This window comes from Acinetobacter sp. CY05, from assembly GCF_059515805.1.
The window spans coordinates 1-21,035 of sequence record NZ_JCAKMW010000035.1 but is presented as its reverse complement, the minus strand read 5'-3'; the positions used below and the strand labels follow the sequence as shown (position 1 = coordinate 21,035).

Annotated in this window: 15 protein-coding genes and 2 pseudogenes; 9 read left to right on the top strand and 8 right to left on the bottom strand. The window is 41.3% G+C overall.

Going from position 1 to position 21,035, the window contains the following annotated elements:
• The 4 genes from AC5YCD_RS14935 to AC5YCD_RS14920 all read left to right on the top strand — a co-directional run.
• On the top strand, positions 1 to 2,388 hold a 2,388-nt coding region (locus AC5YCD_RS14935; protein WP_496130782.1), incomplete at its 5' end, for a cadherin-like domain-containing protein.
• A gap of 326 nt (positions 2,389 to 2,714) precedes the next feature.
• Entirely contained in the window at positions 2,715 to 4,544 is a 1,830-nt protein-coding gene (gene ilvD, locus AC5YCD_RS14930) for a dihydroxy-acid dehydratase (protein ID WP_496130781.1), read from the top strand.
• Between the two features lie 243 nt (positions 4,545 to 4,787).
• The gene (locus AC5YCD_RS14925) at positions 4,788 to 6,095 is read left to right on the top strand and encodes a hypothetical protein (protein ID WP_496130780.1); all 1,308 of its coding nucleotides are present in this window, start codon (positions 4,788 to 4,790) and stop codon (positions 6,093 to 6,095) included.
• On the top strand, positions 6,076 to 6,363 hold the full coding sequence (locus AC5YCD_RS14920; RefSeq protein ID WP_496130779.1) for a chorismate mutase: 288 nt from the start codon (positions 6,076 to 6,078) through the stop codon (positions 6,361 to 6,363). The genes AC5YCD_RS14925 and AC5YCD_RS14920 overlap by 20 nt, the downstream gene beginning before the upstream one ends.
• 17 nt (positions 6,364 to 6,380) lie before the next feature.
• On the opposite strand, the gene AC5YCD_RS14915 is transcribed toward AC5YCD_RS14920, so the two are convergent.
• Positions 6,381 to 7,091, bottom strand: a complete 711-nt coding sequence (locus AC5YCD_RS14915) for an HAD family hydrolase (protein ID WP_496130778.1) — start codon at positions 7,089 to 7,091, stop codon at positions 6,381 to 6,383.
• A 111-nt stretch (positions 7,092 to 7,202) separates the two neighbouring features.
• Between AC5YCD_RS14915 and AC5YCD_RS14910 the strand changes: the two genes are divergently transcribed.
• Entirely contained in the window at positions 7,203 to 7,931 is a 729-nt protein-coding gene (locus AC5YCD_RS14910) for a sulfite exporter TauE/SafE family protein (protein ID WP_496130777.1), read from the top strand.
• On the opposite strand, the gene AC5YCD_RS14905 is transcribed toward AC5YCD_RS14910, so the two are convergent.
• The 3 genes from AC5YCD_RS14905 to ppc all read right to left on the bottom strand — a co-directional run bounded on the left by AC5YCD_RS14905 (position 7,928) and on the right by ppc (position 13,181).
• Positions 7,928 to 8,824 (bottom strand): LysR substrate-binding domain-containing protein, encoded by an 897-nt coding sequence (locus tag AC5YCD_RS14905; RefSeq protein WP_496130776.1) that lies wholly within the window; start codon positions 8,822 to 8,824, stop codon positions 7,928 to 7,930. The genes AC5YCD_RS14910 and AC5YCD_RS14905 overlap by 4 nt on opposite strands.
• An 86-nt stretch (positions 8,825 to 8,910) precedes the next feature.
• On the bottom strand, positions 8,911 to 10,206 hold the full coding sequence (locus AC5YCD_RS14900) for a solute carrier family 23 protein (protein WP_496130775.1): 1,296 nt from the start codon (positions 10,204 to 10,206) through the stop codon (positions 8,911 to 8,913).
• A gap of 287 nt (positions 10,207 to 10,493) precedes the next feature.
• Positions 10,494 to 13,181 carry a phosphoenolpyruvate carboxylase gene (ppc, locus tag AC5YCD_RS14895; protein WP_496130774.1) on the bottom strand — a complete coding sequence of 896 codons (2,688 nt, stop codon included), beginning with the start codon at positions 13,179 to 13,181 and terminating at the stop codon, positions 10,494 to 10,496.
• Between the two features lie 419 nt (positions 13,182 to 13,600).
• Between ppc and AC5YCD_RS14890 the strand changes: the two genes are divergently transcribed.
• The 3 genes from AC5YCD_RS14890 (at position 13,601) to dapB (ending at position 16,149) form a co-directional block, all read left to right on the top strand.
• On the top strand, positions 13,601 to 13,978 hold the full coding sequence (locus tag AC5YCD_RS14890) for a hypothetical protein (protein WP_496130773.1): 378 nt from the start codon (positions 13,601 to 13,603) through the stop codon (positions 13,976 to 13,978).
• Between the two features lie 105 nt (positions 13,979 to 14,083).
• Complete coding sequence (gene dnaJ, locus AC5YCD_RS14885; protein ID WP_496130772.1) at positions 14,084 to 15,202, top strand: molecular chaperone DnaJ; 1,119 nt, start codon at positions 14,084 to 14,086, stop codon at positions 15,200 to 15,202.
• Positions 15,203 to 15,327: 125 nt separating this feature from the next.
• Positions 15,328 to 16,149 (top strand): 4-hydroxy-tetrahydrodipicolinate reductase, encoded by an 822-nt coding sequence (gene dapB, locus AC5YCD_RS14880; protein WP_168401728.1) that lies wholly within the window; start codon positions 15,328 to 15,330, stop codon positions 16,147 to 16,149.
• 51 nt (positions 16,150 to 16,200) lie between these two features.
• Here the strand turns inward: dapB and AC5YCD_RS14875 are convergent, their stop codons facing one another.
• From AC5YCD_RS14875 to AC5YCD_RS14865, 3 genes are read right to left on the bottom strand one after another with little or no spacing between them, the layout of a single operon-like run.
• Positions 16,201 to 18,390: a polysaccharide biosynthesis tyrosine autokinase gene (locus tag AC5YCD_RS14875; RefSeq protein ID WP_496130771.1), complete on the bottom strand. Its 2,190-nt coding sequence runs from the start codon at positions 18,388 to 18,390 to the stop codon at positions 16,201 to 16,203.
• Between the two features lie 19 nt (positions 18,391 to 18,409).
• The gene (locus tag AC5YCD_RS14870) at positions 18,410 to 18,838 is read right to left on the bottom strand and encodes a low molecular weight protein-tyrosine-phosphatase (RefSeq protein WP_122900947.1); all 429 of its coding nucleotides are present in this window, start codon (positions 18,836 to 18,838) and stop codon (positions 18,410 to 18,412) included.
• Positions 18,838 to 19,944, bottom strand: coding sequence for a polysaccharide biosynthesis/export family protein (locus tag AC5YCD_RS14865; RefSeq protein ID WP_496130770.1), 1,107 nt, complete (start codon positions 19,942 to 19,944; stop codon positions 18,838 to 18,840). The genes AC5YCD_RS14870 and AC5YCD_RS14865 overlap by 1 nt, the downstream gene beginning before the upstream one ends.
• Positions 19,945 to 20,297: 353 nt before the next feature.
• On the opposite strand from AC5YCD_RS14865, the pseudogene AC5YCD_RS14860 reads away from it, so the two are divergent.
• Positions 20,298 to 20,453: pseudogene (locus tag AC5YCD_RS14860) on the top strand (IS982 family transposase); the annotation flags it as partial.
• 52 nt (positions 20,454 to 20,505) lie between these two features.
• Here the strand turns inward: AC5YCD_RS14860 and AC5YCD_RS14855 are convergent.
• Positions 20,506 to 20,973, bottom strand: a pseudogene (locus AC5YCD_RS14855) (IS5 family transposase); the annotation flags it as partial.
• Positions 20,974 to 21,035 lie beyond the last annotated feature (62 nt).

Below are 21,035 nucleotides of genomic sequence, written 5' to 3'. Positions count from 1 at the left end.
GTCAACGATCCGCCAGTAGCTGAAGATGTCACTGCAACAGGTGATGAAGATACCACCATTCCAGTGGTACTCGACTACAGCGATGTAGACGGTACAGTTGAGACCATTACAGTCACGACTTTACCTGAAAACGGTACCTTATACCTTGATGAAGCCGGCACGATTCCTGTGGTTGCAGGTACACCATTTGATGCACAAGAGACCGTGTACTTTGTACCAAACGAAAACTGGAACGGCGAAACCACATTTGACTATGTAGCAACTGATGATGAAGGCTTAGAGTCAGACCCTGCCACTGCAACGATTACCATTGTCGATGTCAACGATCCGCCAGTAGCTGAAGATGTCACTGCAACAGGTGATGAAGATACCACCATTCCAGTGGTACTCGACTACAGCGATGTAGACGGTACAGTTGAAACCATTACAGTCACGACTTTACCTGAAAACGGTACCTTATACCTTGATGAAGCGGGCACGATTCCTGTGGTTGCAGATACACCATTTGATGCCCAAGACACTGTCTACTTTGTACCGAATCAAGATTGGAATGGTGAAACGACATTTGACTATGTAGCAACTGATGATGATGGCTTAGAGTCAGACCCTGCGACAGCCAATATCACTGTGGATAAGGTTAATGATGCGCCTGTTGCCGAAGATGATACAAAAACTACGCTTGAAGATACTCCAGTTAAAGGTAAAGTCCCAGCAACAGATCCAGATGAAGATCCTCTGAGCTATGAAGTGACCGAACAACCTACTAATGGTAGAGTTGAAATTGACCCAGAGACTGGCGAATATACCTATACGCCAAACCCTGACTACAATGGTCCAGATGAGTTTACTGTTGTTGTAACGGATCCAGATGGCGAAACCAGTACTTCAGTGATCACTATTGATGTAATTGCACAAGATGACAGCGAGATTGTACGGTTGATGGAGGACAGCGGTGTTGTTACTTCATTTACTGTGGGAGATGCAGGTGATACAGGACGAAGTATTCCTCGTACTAGCTTAATTGATGACGATGTAAAAGATGATCCAGGTATCCGTATCGATCATTTCCGCGTGGGTGATGATAAAACCGTTTATCAACCAGGGCAAGAATATGTCATTCAAAATTACGGTACGATCAAAATTAATGCCGATGGTACTTTTGCCTTTACTCCAGCGAAAGACTTCTATTCTGATGTCAATGCTCAAGAAATTTACGTGCCGCCAATCGTGCACTACACATTAGCGGATGACAATGGTTTACGTGAAACATCAACAGTTGCATTCCATGTTGAAGGTGAAAACGATGCACCTGTGGGACTTGACACCTCAATCACGATTACCAATACACCAGGCGTTGAGTACTACTTTGATTTAGATGACTTTGAGGTCAGCGACGTCGATCACGACATTACCGATATCACTTTATTAGTGACTGAACTACCAACCAATGGTGTATTGGAATATTTCAACCGTAATGCATGGGTGAAAGTTCAAGTCGGTGACCGTATTAACTACTCTACAGTCGACGGCAATCGCATCCGTTATAAACCAAATGATAATCTGTCTAATCAAAAATATGATTCATTTAAATTCCAACCGGATGATGGTGTATCTAGCAATGGTAAAGGTGAAGTTACCACCTTAACAATTCGTTTACTTGAGCGTGGCGAAATTGAAACGAGCAATGCGGTGGTGAACGGTACAGAAGGGAATGACTTTATTACCGGCGCACAAGGAGTTAATCAAACTTTCCATGCTAAGCATGGTAATGACTTTATTTTTGCTGACGGCATTAATACGGATAGTTTAGAGTTTGCAGGACGTACTTCACCAGCAGGTTCAGGCATTGATGCAGTCGTTGAATATCTAAAAGCGCAAAATGGCAATAAAGAGCCAGATGAGCGTGCGCTGTTAGACTTCTTAAAAAAGCATCCTGAATTCTTCCCAGAAACGGGTGGTAATGACACTATCTATGCTGGTGCAGGTAAAGACATGATCTTTGCAGGTGGTGGAGATGACATCATCTATGCCAGCCAAGGCAATGATTACATACATGCAGGGGCTGGCGCCGATACCTTGATTTACGATGTACTGACCTCAGAGTCTAACAATGCAGGGCATAGTACCGACACTTGGGATGACTTTGATGCTAGCGAAGATACCCTTCAATTTTCACCTGGGGTATTGGTAGGGATTACCCAAGAAAATGCTGCTGAATACATCGAATTAACATTTGATGCGGAAACCAATACGGTGACGCTTGCGATTGATCGTGATGGTAAGCAAAATGAGTTTGTAGGTTATCAGCCAATGTTGATTTTAGAGAATCAAAGCAGTGCGCTAGATTTACAAAAACTGATGGATGATGGCCGTATTGTGTTTGGCTAAGTCTGAATTTTAATTGAAAAAGCCAGCTTTAGAGCTGGCTTTTTTATGAAGCAAGAATTCATTTTATATAAATAAAATTTATGTAAAAAAGTAAAAATATTCATAGAAGTTTTGTATTTAAAACTCAATCTTCGGTTTATAGTAGATTTTAGATTTTTACTGTCTTGAGTTATATTTTTAGGAATAAACACTGGTCATCTGCACAAGAGGCTGCTTTAATCATCGTATGATTAAAAATTATTCTGACTGATCTTAATTACAAGCAGTCTATTTAGCCAGAGTGAATTTAGGTTCATCTCAAGCATAACATTTGTTGGAACTACACAATGCCTGACTATCGTTCAAAAACATCGACACACGGAAGAAATATGGCTGGTGCACGTGGCTTATGGCGTGCAACAGGGATGAAAGATGAAGATTTTGGCAAGCCAATTATTGCAGTCGTCAACTCATTTACTCAGTTTGTACCCGGTCACGTTCACCTTAAAGACTTAGGTCAACTGGTGGCACGTCAGATTGAACAAGCAGGCGGTGTAGCCAAAGAATTTAATACCATTGCAGTCGATGACGGCATTGCAATGGGCCACGATGGCATGCTGTATTCATTACCATCACGTGACTTAATTGCTGACTCGGTAGAATACATGGTCAATGCACACTGTGCCGATGCCATGGTGTGTATCTCCAACTGTGACAAAATCACCCCAGGTATGCTCATGGCAGCCATGCGTCTAAACATTCCAGTGGTGTTTGTTTCTGGCGGTCCAATGGAAGCAGGTAAGGTGCAAATTCGTGGCAACGAACTTGCCATTGATTTGGTTGATGCCATGGTGGTGGCTGCAGATGACAACTTTAGCGATGAAGAAGTGGCAGCCTATGAGCGTTCTGCATGTCCAACCTGTGGCTCATGTTCAGGCATGTTTACTGCAAACTCAATGAACTGTTTAACCGAAGCCTTAGGTCTGTCTTTACCAGGTAATGGTTCAACGCTTGCTACACATGCCAACCGTAAAAAATTGTTTGAGCGTGCCGGTCAGTTGATTGTTGAAATCACTAAACGCCATTATGAACAAAACGATTACAGCGTATTACCACGTAACATTGCCCCTAAAGCTGCGTATGAAAATGCCATGACTTTAGATATTGCGATGGGTGGTTCGACCAACACCGTACTTCACTTATTAGCAGCTGCACACGAAGCAGAAGTCGACTTCACTATGGACGATATTGATCGTTTATCGCGTAAAGTGCCTGTACTGTGTAAAGTTGCACCTGCGGTGAAAGATGTGCATATGGAAGATGTGCACCGTGCCGGCGGAATCATGTCGATTCTAGGTGAATTAGACCGTGCAGGTTTGCTCGATACCTCTGTACCAACAGTACATGAAAAAACATTAAAAGATGCTTTAGATAAGTGGGACATTATCCGTACTGAAGAAGAAGAGGTGTATAACTTCTTTAAATCAGCACCGGGTGGTGTACCAACGCAAACTGCATTCTCACAAGACCGTTACTACTCGCGTTTGGATGGCGACCGTGAAAATGGTGTGATTCGTAATGCCGAACATGCTTTCTCTAAAGATGGTGGTTTGGCCGTGCTTTACGGTAACATCGCACTGGATGGTTGTATCGTCAAAACCGCAGGTGTGGATGAATCGATTTTAAAATTCAACGGCACAGCACGTGTATTTGAAAGCCAAGATGATGCTGTAGAGGCAATCTTGGGTGGCAAAATCGTGGCAGGTGATGTGGTATTAATCCGCTACGAAGGTCCACAAGGTGGTCCGGGTATGCAAGAAATGTTGTACCCAACCAGTTACTTAAAATCGAAGGGTTTAGGTAAAGACTGTGCGCTGGTGACTGATGGTCGTTTCTCAGGCGGTTCATCAGGTCTTTCAATTGGTCACGTGTCTCCAGAAGCGGCTGAAGGCGGTGCAATTGCTTTGGTTGAAGATGGCGATCGTATTGAAATTGATATTCCAAACCGTAGTATTCATTTAGCCGTGGCTGAAGATGTATTGGCTGCGCGCCGTGAAGTGCAAGAAGCCAAAGGTTGGAAGCCTGCCAAAGAGCGTCCACGTAAAGTATCAAAAGCACTCCGAGCGTATGCCAAGCATGCGACAAGTGCTGCTAAAGGTGCAGTTCGCGAGATCTAAAGCGAATTTTTAAAAAAAGCACTCCTTTTGGGGTGCTTTTTTAGCCCTTAAGCTTGCCTAAGCTAGGCTTTGGTCTTCTAAATCTAGATCTATAGCGGAAATTGTTGCTAAAGATTGAACATCTCAGCTGAACTTGTTATAAGTTTTGCTACTAGATTTAAATTTTTTTTTAATTACAGCAGATTTTGCTCTTCTTGCTGTAGAAATTTTAAAGCTGATATCGTCTATTCCGAGGCTACTTTCATGTCACTGCTACGCCGTTGGTTCGATCCAATCCGATCGAGTTGGTTTTACCAAAAACCAGTTCGCCAAGAGGTGTTACCTACGGATCAAGGTTTGACGATTTATTTGCGTTTAGATGATGTTTATAGCTATTTAGCGGCACAACAACTGCCACAATTAGAAGAAATACTAACTGATGAAATGAAACCACTCAAAGTGGTGATTTCAAATCAAACTGCTCACCCACCAAACGACATGACTGCACTCGAGTGGCAGCAGTATTGCTTAAATGATGCAAAAATTTTATCTAAACAGCATCGTTTTAGTTTTCATGACACACCGGAACAACCGCATGCTGAAGCACTACAGCAAGCAGAAACAATTTTGCGCCATACACCATTACGTGGCCAAGATTTCCTATATTTGATGGAAGATGTGTTCCATATGCTTTGGCAAAAGCAATATGGCAAATTGCGTACCTTACATGCGATGGCCAGTCGTCATCATCAAGTGCAAGATTTTCCAGAACGCGTTTTTAACCAAACGCCGGTATTAAGTGCTTATTTTGAATTTGCTGATCGTAAGTACCAAGCCGTAGATGATTTACTTCGTTTAGCGCGCCGTTTACAACAACAAAAACTGTTAACTGATAATCCTATTTTTTTAATTAATCATATTGAATGGCGTGAGCATTTAATTAGTGATGCCGAAGAGCTCAATGAGATTCAAGCGCTTGATCCTGAATTAGATTTGTATATTGCTTTAGAAGATCCAATTTCTTGGCTTTTATTGGCTTATATTAAAGAAGAACTGGCGGATTATTATAATATTCAACTCAATATTTATCCGCTGAGTTATCAAGGCCGTGATCAATTTGATTGGGGTTTGGCCACCCGCTTATCTAAACGTAGTGAAGTGAAATTTACCCCGTTTTGTCGTCCGACCGAGGCTGCAACACTGGCCATGGCAGCATTATTTTATAGTGTACCTGCCGAGCAGCAACTTGAAGCGATGTATGAAATTTTGCGTCAAGTATGGACCAAAGCTAAAGATCTCTCCTTTAAAAGCCATTTCGACCAACTGCGCCGTGATTTAAATATTAGCCAGTTAACAGAGCAAGATATTGGTTTACGTTTACAGCAAAATGATATGTACTGTGAAATGAAGTCACAGCCGAGTTTGCCTGTCTTAGAACTGCGTATTGCAGGGCAAAGCTATGTTTTTAATAGCTTATATCGGGTGTGGATGATTGAAAGTATTTTCAGTAATGTGTTAGAAGAATTATATAAAAGTGAAAATGAAAGTGAAAATGAACAAAGAAAAACCTGAAACACTCGAGCAAGCCCGCGATAAAATTGATGCGATTGATACAGCATTAATTGAGCTTTTAGCAAGCCGTCAATTTTATGTGGATCAAGCATTAAAATTTAAACGTAGTGGTTATGAAATACAATCACCAGAACGTACCGAACAGGTAATTAGCAAAGTACGTGCCGAAGCAGAAGCACATGCTTTAGATCCAGATTTGGTCGAGCGGATTTATCACGAAGTCACGGAGCATATTATTCGCCGTGAACTTAAGGAAATCCGCCCTTAAGCTGACTAACGCTGCACTCACAACAGTGCTGCTAGTGCTGCCTGATAATCGGTAGCGCTATAAGTGGCTAATGCTTGAATGTGTGCCCAATCTTGTGCTGAATACTGATCATAAATCGCCAAGACTTGTATACCTGCAGCTAAAGCCGCTTGGACGCCAATCAGAGAATCTTCAACCACTAAGCATTCTGTTGCAGCAAGATCAAAATGCTGGAGTGCTTTTAAATACACTTCTGGATCAGGCTTGATTTTAGTCACATCCTCACGGGTTAAGATGAAGGAAAAATCGTCATTAAAGTTAATCTTTTGATTGATTTTATAATTGTTTTGGCAATAACGTTGAATATTATTAAGGCTGGTCGTGGTCGCCAATACCAGCTCTAAACCGCGCTGTTGTAACTGTTGTATAAACACGTCAGCATCTGGTTTAGGGGCGACCACATGATCTAAAAAATGATATGAAATTTGATAGCGTAAATCTTTAACGGCGCGCGGAGTGAACTTGAATTTATATTGTTGCTGTAACATGCCACAGTAGTCTAAATAAGGATCAGGTCGCTCACAAAAGCGTTGTAAGGCTTGATCGCGCTCAGCTTGAATCTGATTTAAATCAATAGACTGACCACTAAGTTGCTGAATTAGAGCTGCATCGATTTGATTCCAAATACCCACTGAATCGAGCAAAGTTCCATCTAAATCAAAGCAGACCAGTTTTTTGTTATTAAGCATAGATGTTTCCTCTTGGCCTCAACTTTTGCCTAAGGCATGTTCGTAAAAACCGCATTGGTGTTTAGCCTAGAGCGTTATAGCATAAGCAAAAATATAAGCTAGAGTAGCGCTATGGATCTGTTGTGGTATGTGATGATTGTATTTGCCATCGCAGGTATGATTAAAGGCACCATAGGCTTAGGTTTACCTGCGGTCTCTATGGGCTTAATGAGCTTGGTGATGGCGCCTGTACAAGCGGCGGCATTATTAATTATTCCTTCCATGATCACCAATATTTGGCAATTATTTGCCGAAGGTGAGGTGTGGCGTCTTATTAAACGCTTTTGGACCTTGTTACTGGGCATTGTTGTAGGGTCTATATGGAGTATTTTTCCCACTTTGGCACAGAGTGAGTTTCAAGCTGAAGCCTTACTTGGTGTTATGTTGGCAATTTATGGCATATATGGGTTATGTGCGCAGCAGATGCCAAACTTATCCACACGGGAGAAATACTTATCCCCAATTGTGGGGTATTTGGGTGGGGCCTTAACTGTAGCAACAGGTGTGGTGGTGATTCCTGTCGTGCCATATTTACAAGCACTTCATTTAAAGCGTGATGATTTGGTACAAGCTTTAGGTTTAGCTTTTACCACCTCAACCTTATGTTTAGCTGGGTTTTTAGCGATGAATAGCCAAACTATAGGTGATTTCAATTATAGCTGGTCATTTTTGGCTTTAGTACCAGCTTTAGTGGGCATGTGGTTGGGGAAAAAGATTCGTTCGGCGATTTCTGAGCAGCGTTTCCGGCAAGTATTTTTTTGCGGTTTAATTGTGTTTGGCAGTTATATGGCGCTACATTAAAACTGCTTGGCCTGTTGTAATAAAAATTCACTGAGAAGCTGATAGTCTGGCGTGAGCTGCTGAAAGTCTTTAGTAACTAACAACAACTGACGATTGGCCCAAGCCCCTTTTAAGGCCACACAATGCAAATCATATAGACGTTGCAAACGCCTTGCAGCACGTTTGGGCATAATTGCCACGCCTACATTTTGACTGACCACTTGAGCAATCGCGGCAAAGTTGGGTAAACGTAAGCGATAGAGAATAGGGCTATTGAGTTGTTTGGCCTGCGCTTCAATAGATTGTTGCAGGGATTGATAGGCCATTAAGCCAATAAAGGGCTGGCTTAGAATTTGGCTCAGTTCTGTATATTGCACACCATTGAGTGGGTGCTGCTTTGAACAAATAAGTACCAAAGGGTCGCTAGCAAAGGCATGGCTGTGTAAATTTTGATGCTGGAAAAAATTAGAAATAATACCCAAATCAGCCTGACCATGTTCAAGCGCAGTGACAATTTCAGCGCTTTCTGCTTCATGCAACTCAATATGCAGATGTGGGTATTGCTGTAAAAATTGTGGTAATACCGTAGGCAAATATTCACTTTGTGCTGAAGAATTACACCATAGGTTGAGCTGTACATTGGGCTGTTTGACAAAATTTCGCATGGCGCGGTGCAATAGATCGACCTGTTGCAGGATCACTTGGCTATGCTGACTTAAGGTTTGGGCAGCTAAAGTAGGTTCTAAACCATGAGGATGCCGAATAAATAAATGGCTTTGAAAATGCTGTTCTAGTTTTTTTAAACGCTCACTCGCTGCTTGTAAAGAAATATGGCTGAGTTTAGCTGCTTCGGTGAGGCTACCGGTTTGTATAATATTTTGTACCAGTTGTAAGCTAAATAAATCTAGACGCATGGCTTTAGCCTGAGAGTTTTTGCTTTATGCTAAAGGAGTTTGGCAAAAAAAAGCAGCCCTTGGGCTGCTAAAATTTTGCAAAAGCTTTACTTTTTATCTGCCAAACTAAATAACCAATTTAGTAATACAGCAGCTAAAGTTGCAGTACCAATCCCGCCTAGGTTGAAATCGCCAAATTGCAGGGCAAAGTCACCTGTACCTAAAATAATCGCAACAGCAGCAACCATGAGGTTTTTGTTGGTTGAAAAATCAACACGATGTTCAATCCAAATTTTAGCACCCGCTAAGGTAATTAAACCAAACACCACAATAGAAGCGCCGGTTAAAATTGCGGTAGGAATGGTTTGAATAATCGCACCAAACTTTGGTGATAAACCTAGAAAAATGGCAAATACACCGGCAATCGCAAAAATAATGGTTGAGTAAACGCGTGTAACTGCCATCACACCAATATTTTCACCATAGGTGGTCATCCCTGGCGCCCCAACGCTACCTGCTAGTGAGGTAGCTACACCATCAGCCACAAAAGCTTTACCAATATGTGGATCTAGGTTTTCGCCGGTCATGGCGCTTACAGCTTTAATATGACCTAAATTTTCTGCCACCAAGATTAAAGCCACTGGTGCAATAATTAAAATCGCATTGAGGCTAAATTCAGGTGAGTGGAAGGTTGGTACACCAAACCATGCTGCTTCTTGTACAGGGAGAAAATTAATTGGCGTGCCATAACCCATAACATTGGTGGTAATAAAATACACCACATAAGAGAGGCTTAAGCCAACAAGTAACAACAAACGTTGCAACATTCCTTTAGTGAATACCGCAATGATGCCCATACAAAGAATGGTCACCAAAGACATCCACATATTAAATTGATCACCAGCGACATTTTTGACCGTTGCAGGCGCTAAATGTAAGCCAATAATCATCACCACCGAACCTGTGACGACAGGTGGCATTAATTTTTCAATCCATCGAGTACCGGTTGCCATGACTAAAAAGCCACACAACATATAAAGGATACCGCAGGTAATAATACCGCCCGCAGCCAGACCAATATTGCTATTTATTCCCCCAGCACCTGAGAAACCCGTTGCAGCAATCACCACGCCAATAAATGCAAAGCTTGAGCCAAGATAGCTTGGGATACGACCACCGGTCAGGCAAAAAAACAGTAAGGTGCAAATACCTGACATTAAAATTGCAAGATTTGGATCAAAGCCCATCAGTAATGGCGCAAGTACAGTGGCGCCAAACATAGCAAAAGCATGCTGCACGCCAAGCATGATACTTTGTGCAGGAGGGAGATATTCTGTAGTACCAACTGGGCGTGCATCGATATCATCCGTAAACGGACGCCATTTAGGGAACCAATTGGTCATAAAATGTACACTCAATAGATAAATTGGACACATCATACGCTTATTTTCATAACTTTCTAGAGCTATGAGTAAAACTAATACTATGACTTTTATTGTATTTTTACCGCTCGGTAAAAGTATGAAAATTAAAAATACCCCAAAATCAGTACATTAATTTAGTTTTGCTATATCAGTCATACTTATAATCTTCTTTAATCATTCCTATAAAAAAAAGATGGGTTTGTTGCTTTATTAAGCAAAAAAAAGCACATCTTTCAGATGTGCTTAAAAGAGCTGACCTAGTCTTATTAACCGGTGTTGCGTAAACCGGCTGCAATACCTGCAATACTGACCATTAAAGCATGATCCACTGGGGTATGTTCAGCTTGGTTTTTGGCTAAATAATCACGGCGACGCTTCATGAGTTCTGCTTGCAATAAATGCAGTGGCAAGATGTAAGGCTTACGCACTTTCATAGATTGATCTAATACATCATTGCTGCTTAACAGTTTAGATTCACCTTTAAGACTCAGTAAGCTTTCTACAGCATCACGTAAGCGTTGACGTAACTCTTCACCTAAAACTTTGAGGTGTTCATCCTCAGTTAAGTGCGATTCATAATACAGTGCAATATTGCCATCGGCTTTAGATAACACCATTTCTAGCATATCAATTAAAGTTTGGAAATATGGCCATTGTTCTAGCATTTCATCAAGCAGGGCTTTTTGACCTTGTTCGGTGACTTGGTTAATCGCAGCACCTGTTCCTAGCCAGGCGGGTAACATTAAGCGAATTTGCGTCCAAGCAAATACCCAAGGAATAGCGCGTAAAGATTCAATACCACCACTGACTTTACGTTTAGCTGGACGTGAACCAAGCGGCAGCATTTGTAGTTCAAGTTCTGGCGTCACGGTACGCAAATATTTGACGAAATGCGGATTGTCTCGTACCGTTTGACGATATACCTGTACCGATAAATCGGTCATTTTATGCATCAGCTCACGCCATTCGGCTTTAGGCACTGGTGGTGGCAACAGGGTCGCTTCTAAAGTTGCCGCGGTATAAACCTCAAGGTTTTGTAATGCAATGCCTTCTAAGCCAAACTTAAAGCGAATCATCTCGCCTTGTTCGGTGACACGAATAGCACCTGAAATAGAACCCGGTGGTTGTGAGAATAAAGCTTGCTGGGTCGGTGCACCGCCACGACTAATGGAACCACCGCGACCGTGGAACAAGGTGAGCTGTACGCCGTGACTTTGCGCCACTGCAGTCAGTTCTTCTTGTGCACGGTACTGTGCCCAGTTGGCAGACATAAAGCCAGCATCTTTAGCTGAATCTGAGTAGCCAATCATCACTTCATGTTTGGCCTGAATATGCTGTTTATACCAGTGCATATTAAATAGGGTATTCATGGTGCTGGCTGCACCATCTAGATCTTTTAAGGTTTCAAACAACGGTACGACACGTAAGGCTTTTTGAATCCCTGCCTCTTTTTGCAATAACAACACCGCTAAAACATCACTTGGATATTCGGCCATAGAAATAATATAAGCGCCTAAAGACTCGCTTGGCTGCTCAGCCAATGTACGCATGGTGGCAAATACTTCTTGTACATCAGGATGCTCAATTAAGCTTTGTGCCGGCTCATTTAAATGTTTAGGCAGCAATGGACGTTTACTTTGTAATTCTTGCAACAAGAAGTTTTGACGCGCTTGCTCCGTCCAAGTTTCAAAATTTCCTAAGCCTAAATACTCAGTAATGGCAGAAATCGCCTGACGATGACGACCAGATTCTTGGCGAATATCGAGTTTAAGTAATTCAATACCAAAGCAATTAACGCGGTGGATAAAATCCAACAATTGCGCATTGGCGATCTCTGCCAAATTACACTGCATAAGTGAGCGATGACAGAGCAGTAAAGGCGCGAGAATCTCGTCTTTACTGGTAATTACACGTGGATCATCCACCACCTCATTGCCTTGTAATTTTTGTGCTAACCAATTGCGTGTTGCTTTTAAACGATCACGAATATCACGTAAAGCTTCACGATACGGTTCTGGATGGGCATGTCCTAAAGATTGGCGTAGCTCTTCGCTCGATTCTTGTAAAGATAGCTCCCAACGTAGTGCTTCAATATCGCGTAAATATAAATCTGCGGCTTTCCAACGCGATAACCAGAGCACTTCTTGAGTAATCTTATGCGTGACATTGGGGTTGCCATCACGGTCACCGCCCATCCAAGAGGCAAAACGCACCGGCGCTACATTAAGTGGTAAGGTTTGGCCACAATGCTCAAGCACCATTTGATCGAGTTCACGAATAAATTTAGGTACTGCATTCCAAAGCGTTTGTTCAATGGTGGTAAATCCCCATTTAGCCTCATCCACAGGTGTTGGACGATGTTGACGGATTTCATCAGTTTGCCAAGCAGAACAGACCAATTGCTTAAGTTCGGTGAGGGTCGCTTCACGTTCACGCGGGGTGAGTTTTTGTTGGTCAAACTTAGTCAGGCAATCATTAATGCCATCATATTTTTGAATTAAGGTACGGCGGCTGACTTCGGTTGGATGCGCGGTCAGTACCAATTCAATATTTAACTCACAGATTTGTTTAAATAAAGTGTCGCTTGAAATTTGCTTTTCTTTAAATTTAGCAAATAAATGGTCGAGTGGATTTGGTGAGGGTGCATCGACATCAAATTCGCTTTGACGACGGCTGCGTACCACATGATATTGCTCAGCAATATTGGCAAAGTTTAAGAAATGGGTAAAAGCACGCGTGAGCGGTAAAATCTCATGGTCTTCTAAACTAGATAATAGTTGTTCGAGTTGTTTTTCTGCTTCAACTTGACCATCTCGTGCCCCTTTAGATAGTGCACGAATCTGCTCAACCTGATTAAACAAATCTTGCCCTGCATGTTCTTTTAAAGTTTCACCTAGCAAATTCCCAAGTAGGCGTACATCTTCGCGCAGAGGAGCTGCAATTTGTTGAACCATGGTGGTGTTCTCCCTTTCTTATTGTCATGACTATAACTTTATTCGGTTGTCGAAAAAGCCTTGCCCCTACAAAAGTCGATAAAGCTTTGTTTATTTCTTCAACATTTTGTAGGCTAAAATACCTTTTGAGTATTACCCTTGTGCATATATGCCCCATGTTGGGTATATATCAGGCAATATATAGCACAGCTAGAAAAATAAATGGGTCTGACCACTCACATTGCTCTATAATTTAACGCAGATTCAATGGATATGAACGTTAAATTGACACGCTGATTTTGTTGCGATTTTTATGAATAATCAGGTGCGAAATGAGGAAAATTTCAATATAGTAGCCGCTGATTCTTGCAACTCATCCGCCCATCGGCAAATAGGCGACATCGATAACAACAAGATGCCGTTTTCTGAGGTTCATCTAAATGGCTCAAGACGATTTAACAAAGCAACGTCGTATGATTGCGATGGCTTATGTACTCATGTTTTTAGCATTATTTAGCGTTATTACAGGCTTGGTAGCTTATTATTTAGCGCGTAATGTCACTCAAGCAGCAAGTACCGAAGTATGGCTCAATGCGCAAGCCCTTTGGGTAATGCGTAGCACCTTGTTGTATTTAATTTTGGCAGTATTCGCCTCTCTTTGGTTTATTCCTTTAAACTTCTTTTATTGGGATAGCTATCTTTGGGTCACTGCTTGTACCGTGATTGGTGTAGTATTTGCGTTGATTGCATTTTTATATTTGCTGAATGCTTGGCTCAAAGGCATTGCACGTTTTATGAAAAATAAGCCTGTTTTTTGATCGGTTTAAATTTTTTGTACTGCAGCCCTTGTAAAAGACAAGCTCTACCCCAATTTCAGACCACAGTTCAGTATTTTAATTATTCCGTGAGGAGCATCGCCTGCCATGGCTAAACGTGATTATTATGAGGTTTTAGGTGTTGCTAAAACCGCTAGTGATGATGAAATTAAAAAAGCCTACCGTAAGTTGGCGATGAAGTATCACCCTGACCGTAATCCGGACAATCCAGAAGCCGAAGAGAAGTTCAAAGAAGCTTCTGAAGCTTATGAAGTTTTGTCAGATACCGAAAAACGTAGCATGTACGACCGTATGGGCCATCAAGCATTTGAAGGCGGTATGGGTGGTGGCGGCGGCTTCGGTGGTGGCTTTAGCGCCGAAGACATCTTTAGTCAATTTGGTGACATCTTTGGTGGTGCATTTGGGGGCGGTGGCCGTCAACAGCAGCGTCAACGCCGTGGCTCAGACTTACGTTATGTCATGGAGTTAACTCTTGAAGAAGCTGTAAAAGGTGTGAAAAAAACCATTACCTTTACAGCGCCGGCACCATGTGAGCCATGTGGTGGTAAAGGTTCACAATCTCCAAATGATGTTGAGACATGTAAGACTTGTCATGGTTCAGGTCAAGTGCGTATGCAGCAAGGTTTCTTTGCGGTACAGCAAACCTGTAGCACCTGTCGTGGCCAAGGTAAAATCATTAAGAACCCATGTAAATCATGTCATGGTTCAGGTGTCGCCGATCGTCAGCAAACTTTAGAAGTAACGATTCCAGCCGGTGTAGATAACGGTGATCGCGTACGCTTAAGTGGTAAAGGCGAAGCGATTCGTGATGGTCAATCAGGTGATTTATACGTAGAAGTTCAAGTGCGTGAGCATGAAATCTTCCAACGTGATGGCGCTGATCTTTACATGGATGTACCCGTTTCAATTGCAGATGCTGCATTAGGTAAAGAGATTGAAATTCCAACTCTTGAGGGTCGCGTAAGCTTAAAGGTTCCTGAGGGTACGCAAACCGGCAAGTTGTTCCGCTTACGTGGTAAGGGGGTAAAACCAGTGCGTCACAACATGCAAGGTGATTTGCTGTGCCGTATCGTGGTCGAAACGCCAGTGAACTTAACCTCACGTCAACGTGATTTACTCAAAGAGTTGCAAGCAACCTTTGAAGGCGAAGAAGGTAGTAAATCATCACCAAAGAAAAAATCATTCTTTGATCGATTATTTGATTAAAAATTCTTAAAAAAAGGCATCTACGGATGCCTTTTTTTATGGCAAAAATAGCCTAATTTTTGTGAGTTTTGGGCAAGAGTTTTGCTATAGTAAAGCGCATTAAAACGCAACATTAGGAAAATGTGATGTCAGCAACTCCACGTATTGGGATCTTGGGTGCCGGCGGTCGTATGGGCCGTATTTTAATTCAAGCTGTGCAAGAAGCAGGCTACCAATTGGCTGCGGCGGTTGAACGTCCTGAAAGTAGTTTACTCGGTGCAGATGCAGGTGAGCTTGCCGGTGTGGGTACTTTAGGGGTGAAAGTTGTTGGCAATTTAGCTGATGTAGTTCAGGATTGTGATGTGGTGATTGACTTTACTGCACCTGCTGCCACGGTAAATCATCTTAAAATTTGCCGTGAACATGGTGTTGCAATCGTCATTGGCACGACAGGTATGAACGATGAGCAAAAAGCGTATTTAGATGAATCCGCAAGCCAAACCCCAGTGGTTTATGCAGCTAATTACTCAGTTGGCGTTAACGTATCAATTAAACTGTTAGAGCTGGCATCTAAAGTCTTTGGCGATACAGTAGATATTGAAGTGATTGAAGCCCATCACCGCCATAAAGTGGATGCACCATCGGGGACAGCACTGATGATGGGTGAAGCGATTGCTGATGCTTTAGGTCGTGATTTAAAGCAAGATGCGGTTTATCATCGTGAAGGGCATACTGGTCCACGTGAACGTCAAAGCATTGGTTTCCAAACCATTCGTGGTGGTGATATTGTTGGTGAGCATACTGCCATGTTTATTGGTGAAGGTGAGCGTGTAGAAATCACCCATAAAGCGACGAATCGTATGAACTTTGCTGCAGGTGCAGTACGTGCAGCGGCTTGGGTGGTCGGTCGTGATGCTAAAAAATACGATATGAAAGATGTATTAGGTTTTAACGAGATTAAAATCTAAAAGATTAAATTAAAAAAACCCGCAAGCTGCGGGTTTTTTTATGCCTCAAGATTAATCAGCATCTGTTTTAGATTTATAGCTATAGGCATAGTTATAGCCATAACTTGCACCCACTTCGCGTTGCACATCATTTAAGAGAATACCGTTAACTTTCACGCCCATTTGTTCAAAGCGATTGACAGTTAACTCAAGCTCTTTCATTTGTGTCTTCGCATAGCGTGCAATGACCAAATTGACACCGGTATATTGTGAAATAATTAAGCTATCTGTCACTGCAAGTACAGGCGGTGTATCAATAATGACGTGATCATATTGTGATGAAAGCTCTTCCATCAAGCGCACAAATTGCTCTGAACCTAATAATTCAGAAGGATTACTTGGGCTCTTGCCACGTGCCATGAAATCAAGATTCACAACCTCTGATTTTTGAATCAATTTTTCAGTTGCTAGCTCTTGTCCATTTAAGTAGCTTGATAGGCCAAGATTGTTATTTGAATCTTTAAAGTATTGGTGTAAATAACCACGGCGCATATCGCCATCAATTAACAATACACATTTACCACTTTGTGCCAAAATCGTGGCTAAGTTAACCGAAATAAACGATTTACCCACTTCAGGTGCCGGACCTGAGATCATAATAATATTATTTTTGGCATTGCCTAGCGCAAAGTGAATCGCGGTACGCATACTGCGTAAGCTTTCAACCGCTAAGTCATCACTATTTTTAATGGCTAAAATAGGTAAGAACTTCTTCTTCTTGAGTAATTTAAAGTGACCTTCTTGGATACTAGAACGCGGTACTGTTGCATAAACAGGTAAATCCAACTCAGTTTCAATTTGACCTGAGTTTTTAATACCAGAACGTAACATATTGCGTAATAGCGCGAGTAAAGTCCCTAAGAAGCCACCTAAGAATAAGCTTAAAATTAAGATTTGCAGTTTCTTTGGTGCAATTGGCTTAATCGGTGCGACTGCTTGGTCAATAATGCGCACATTACCAATCTCGCCCGCTTTGGCAATCCGTAATTGTTGGTATGAGTTCAATAGACCTGTATACAGTTGTTGGCTCACTTCAACTTCACGATACAGTTGTAGGTAACGACGTTGTAAATCTGGCAGTTGTTTAAGCGTCGCTTCTAAATCACTGATGCGTTTGGTTACAACACTCAGCTGTGCATTAATTTCTTGCATCGCTGGATGTTCATTGGTGTATTTAGCAGAGAGCTCAGCTTGGCGTTGTTGTAGTTGGGCCTTTTGTTGCTCTAAAGCCACGCTTTGACTTAAATACAACTCAGACTCTTTGGTCACATCCACAGTATTTGACTGTTCACGGAAGGTGTTGAATTCACGCTCTGCTGAATCCAATTTTTCTTTTAGCTCTGGCAGTTGTTCATCTAAGAAACTTAAAGTCTGCGCAGTTTCTGCCGAACGGCGTTCAATATTTTGTTTGCTGTAGGCTGCTAAAATCTCGTTTAAAATACGAGTGATTTGTGCTTTATCTTGACCTTGATAATTTAAGCCTAAAATACCAGTGAGTTTGCCTTTTTCAGCCACAGAGTAATTGGCTGTTAAGCGCTCCATAGCAGCAGGTAAGGATAATTTTCTAATCTGATAGCTATCGCTAATTGGGTCTTTGCTATAAATGGCAATATTCCATAAGCCATATTCAGAGCTAATTTGATTATTTTGATTCAGCTTACCGCTAATTAAGATCTGCTGAGTGCTGCTGTCACTTAAACTAAAATTTTGCCCATCAATATTTAAAATTAAGCTCTGGTCGACAAAATGTGCTGGAACCTTAAATTCACGCACATTAAAGCTTTTCTCATTATCACGAAAGATGACCGCATCTTTATGATGTTCGGTTTTATACAGATGTTCTCTAGTTAAACGATCAATAAAGCCATTTTGTAAACCTTGGATATTTAAATCAAGATTTAGATCTTGAATCACAGAGCCTAATACTAAACGCGATTTTAAGATTTCGATTTCAGCTTGTGCTGGCTGCTTTTGATCGACCATATCGGACAGATCACCCAATAAAGCCGCTGAAGCCCCTTTACTTTCTTCAACTTGAACTAAGGCATTGACCGCGTAAGTATCAGGTGTAGTACGTAAATATAGTAGGGCACATACTAAACTTAAGATCGTGCATAGGGCGATTAATTTCCACTGGGCTATTAAAGAAAAGAATAGCTCTTTTAAATCAATCGTATCTTCCGTTTTGTCGCTTTGGCTCATAATCGTAAATTATCAAAAGTTAAATATAGTTTTTCCAATCAGCAATACAACGTTGTATTAGCTGACAGGTTTGATCAAACATGGCTTGGTCATGTTGATATGGATCGGCAACATCACATTGTTGCCAGTGCCCCAAACGAAAGGTTTTGCCCTTAGCAAAAGGCCACGTATGCTCAATATGTTTTTGTTGATTTTGACTCATCACTAAAACAAGATCGGCTTGTTTAAGCATGTCGCCAGTTAATTTTTTGGCAATATGGCCTTGCATATCAATATTTAAGCGTTGCATACACAGCAAAGCTTTGTCATCGGCAGGGTGACCGCTTAAACCTTGAATACCCGCAGAATGAATCTGGAGCGTCGGAAACTCTTGTTTAAGTAAATATTCAGCCATGGGGCTGCGACAGATATTACCCACGCAAACCACTAAAATATGTTGAAAGTTCATTACTGGCCTAAACGATCAAGATTATATAAGGCGTTTGAGAATGGAATAATTTGGTTCACAACACGCTGCCAACGTGCTAAACCTGATACATCAATATAGACAATATCATTGGCACGCATTTTAAACTGATTGGCTAAACCAAAATCACCAATGCTTGTTAAATCAATATGATAAACCTCAGTGCTGCCGTCACTTGGATGGCTACGCACCACGTAAATCTTACTACGGCTGCCAGACAGTGGATTCAGTCCTTCGCTCTCACCTAACACGTCACCTAAACTCATGCCTTGATCACGCATGGCGAGAGACTGATTTTTACCGGCCTCACCCATCACATAAACTTTTTGGTTTTCGCGTGAATTAACATACAAGGTGTCATTAGGTTGAATCAGCAGTTTATGCAAAGATAAACCAGCACGTTCTAGCTCAATACTATTTAAGTGATAACTTTGACCCTGACGGACTAAGGTAATTGAAGTGTTATCTCCAAGCTGAGTATTTACACCACCTGCTAAACCTAATGCAGTATAAACACTAGTGGGTTGGTCATTTAAATAAAACTGACCGCCTTTCATCACATTACCTTGTACAGAGTAACGTTGTCCTTCATAAGATAAGACCCGAGCAATCACATCAGGGGTTTTTAAATAACGGGCTAATTGACTGCGTAATTCTTGGTTAACTTGTTGAATAGTTTTACCGGCAGCTTTATAACGTCCAATAATTGGAAATTGAATATAACCTTGTGAATCAATTTGATAACCAGTTGCTTGTGCACTTTGTTGGTTAGAAATAGCGGTTGTAGTTGGAGGAGTAATCTCAGGATAAGCCCATAAGTAAATTGATAAGATATCACCGCTACTAAGGCGATAATTTTTATGAGTATTATTAAATAAATGCGCGTAATCTTGGCGAATGTTGATTTTTGCAGGCTGCACCGCAGGTAATGATTCAGGGGTGATTTTGACTACATTGACCTGAGAACCAAGTTCAGTTTGGTATACACCTTCCTTTGGTAAATCATATGTTTGCAGACCGGAGGTAACTGCGCAACCCGTTACGGCTACACCGAAAGTGAGTAGAAATAAAGATTGGTAAAGTTTCACCCGAAGTCCTATATAAATCATTAATTTTGTAGATTTTTAGCGCAAAATTTTACTTAAAAGAAGCATCTTGCTTGAGCTGTAATCATATATGGTCTTGACACAAGATCAAGAGTTATCCCTAAATTATTTCTGTACTTATACAAGACCAGAGCGCTTATGATTAATTAAATTTTAAACAAAATTCAATTGAATCAAAAATATACTCTTTAATAGCGTAAAATATTTAATATGCTTTTAATATTCTACGATTATTAATAGTATTTAACCCGAATCATGGATAAGAAATTCAGTTGAAAAAAAGATGACTGAGTTGATAAGAGAGTTACCACAAACTTTTATTAACCAGCCATCTTATGTTCGAGTTTACAACTTTATTCTGCACGATTGATGATTTTTTTCAAAAAAATGAAGCGGTCTATTGGCAGTATCTAAAACAAGAAAATCCTAAAGCTAGACAGCGATCAGGTGTTCTATGCTTATCTGAAATTATCTTTATCGCAGTTTGGTATGGCTTTGTTGCATAAAGGTTTGAAAGGCTGAACTCCTCTAAGTAATCCAAATTTAAGAGACAACTTGGGTATGCGGGCGACCTAATTCTGTGAATTTATTCAAAACCGCTACGCGTGCGTGGATCTCATTTAGCTGACTCGGAAAGCTCCTTGCTGTTAATTTATCGCCTAATAATTTAATACAATGCATTTTGGTTTCCACCAAACTTCGACGGTGATAATCAGACCACTTTTTCCAAAGGGACCTACCTAGCCGTTTGACTGTCTTTAATAATTCGTTCCGCTCTAGAGACCTCGCTTGTTGATCTTTCCAAGGCTTTGCATTCTTCCTAGGTGGAATGATCGCATATGCATCTCGATCTAAAATGACTTCTCGGCAATGCTTTGTGTCATAAGCACCATCTGTATAAACAGAATCAATTTTTTCATCCAAGGGAATTTGAGCAAGTAAATCTTCGAGTACTTGTGAGTCGCTGACATCATTTGTGGTGAGTTGTACTGCACGTATTTGCAGGGTTTTATAGCTAGACCACATCCTTTGGCTACAATATTTTTAAATTTAATTATGTAACATCAATGTTT

What these genes read in the sequence shown, in the direction of transcription:
- AC5YCD_RS14915 (WP_496130778.1), bottom strand. Translation starts at nt 7,091, where the DNA reads ATGCTTAATAACAAAAAACTGGTCTGCTTTGATTTAGATGGAACTTTG.
- ilvD (WP_496130781.1), top strand. Translation starts at nt 2,715, where the DNA reads ATGCCTGACTATCGTTCAAAAACATCGACACACGGAAGAAATATGGCT.
- AC5YCD_RS14900 (WP_496130775.1), bottom strand. Translation starts at nt 10,206, where the DNA reads ATGACCAATTGGTTCCCTAAATGGCGTCCGTTTACGGATGATATCGAT.
- AC5YCD_RS14875 (WP_496130771.1), bottom strand. Translation starts at nt 18,390, where the DNA reads ATGAGCCAAAGCGACAAAACGGAAGATACGATTGATTTAAAAGAGCTA.
- AC5YCD_RS14925 (WP_496130780.1), top strand. Translation starts at nt 4,788, where the DNA reads ATGTCACTGCTACGCCGTTGGTTCGATCCAATCCGATCGAGTTGGTTT.
- AC5YCD_RS14920 (WP_496130779.1), top strand. Translation starts at nt 6,076, where the DNA reads ATGAACAAAGAAAAACCTGAAACACTCGAGCAAGCCCGCGATAAAATT.
- dnaJ (WP_496130772.1), top strand. Translation starts at nt 14,084, where the DNA reads ATGGCTAAACGTGATTATTATGAGGTTTTAGGTGTTGCTAAAACCGCT.
- dapB (WP_168401728.1), top strand. Translation starts at nt 15,328, where the DNA reads ATGTCAGCAACTCCACGTATTGGGATCTTGGGTGCCGGCGGTCGTATG.
- AC5YCD_RS14870 (WP_122900947.1), bottom strand. Translation starts at nt 18,838, where the DNA reads ATGAACTTTCAACATATTTTAGTGGTTTGCGTGGGTAATATCTGTCGC.
- ppc (WP_496130774.1), bottom strand. Translation starts at nt 13,181, where the DNA reads ATGGTTCAACAAATTGCAGCTCCTCTGCGCGAAGATGTACGCCTACTT.
- AC5YCD_RS14905 (WP_496130776.1), bottom strand. Translation starts at nt 8,824, where the DNA reads ATGCGTCTAGATTTATTTAGCTTACAACTGGTACAAAATATTATACAA.
- AC5YCD_RS14910 (WP_496130777.1), top strand. Translation starts at nt 7,203, where the DNA reads ATGGATCTGTTGTGGTATGTGATGATTGTATTTGCCATCGCAGGTATG.
- AC5YCD_RS14890 (WP_496130773.1), top strand. Translation starts at nt 13,601, where the DNA reads ATGGCTCAAGACGATTTAACAAAGCAACGTCGTATGATTGCGATGGCT.